Source organism: Mesorhizobium escarrei, from assembly GCF_935825525.1.
Taxonomy (GTDB): domain Bacteria; phylum Pseudomonadota; class Alphaproteobacteria; order Rhizobiales; family Rhizobiaceae; genus Mesorhizobium; species Mesorhizobium escarrei.
Genome location: NZ_CAKXZT010000164.1, coordinates 19,254 through 20,081 on the forward strand (window position 1 = coordinate 19,254; position 828 = coordinate 20,081).

The window sequence follows — 828 nt, forward strand, 5'->3', positions numbered from 1 at the left end:
CTTATTTTAGCCGGGCCCAAGCCGCGTTGCTCGGTCCCGGAGGCTGGAAGTCCCAAGAGCCTTGATCGTTTCGGTTCCCTGAACGAAGAAGCCCGCGCCTACGGAGGGAGGGCGCGGGCTGATCGCAGCATCGCCCGACCGCCGACCCAGTCGCCGCGGGCATAGGAGCCGAACAGGATGATTTTCAGGATACGGCCGCTCTTCTTCCAGTCCGCGCTGCTCTCTGCCAGCGCATCCTCGAATTCGGCGTGCAGGATTTCGACCGCACGGGCTAGCTCCTCCTGCTTGTGCTCCGGCAAGTGATCGATGCTGGTTTTCATCCTGGTCGGTTCAAGGTTGGTGAACGCAGGAGCGCGTCAAAGTGCTCGTTATAGCAGGCTTCGACATAGGGGAAAGGCCGCCGCTGCCGGCTTCGAGGGACGGATTCTGGCGATAGGCAAAACGTCTGCGCGGCCTCGACGAGGTGATCTCGGTCTGTGCGACCGTCATGCGGCAGCGGTTCGGTCGACACGAGCTCTCATTTGGGCTTTGTCGTTATAGTCGGCCTGTTCTGGCATTCTGTACTCCGTAGCGCCGGATTCGACATACAACCAGTCCGTCTTGATGGCAGCCGAAAGACTTTAGCTGCGCACATGAAGCCATTGATCGCGATCTGCTCGCAGGATGCGGACTTCTGTCTGCTCCCCGGGGCAATCTTTCGCGGTCCGATCGGTGACCAGCACATCCTGGCTGCCGAGAGTCCGCGTCACGAGGCCCTTGAAGATGGCCTTTCCATCCAATAAGCCTGATATACTAGGTATCTAAACGTAACCGGGGCAAAACCGGTGG

1 pseudogene is annotated in these 828 nt (G+C 59.7%); it reads right to left on the reverse strand.

Annotation, left to right across the window (positions count from 1 at the left end):
- Positions 1-143 precede the first annotated feature (143 nt).
- Positions 144-320 (reverse strand): annotated as a pseudogene (locus NMG80_RS30555) (nucleotidyltransferase); the annotation flags it as partial.
- Between the last annotated feature and the right edge of the window lie 508 nt (positions 321-828).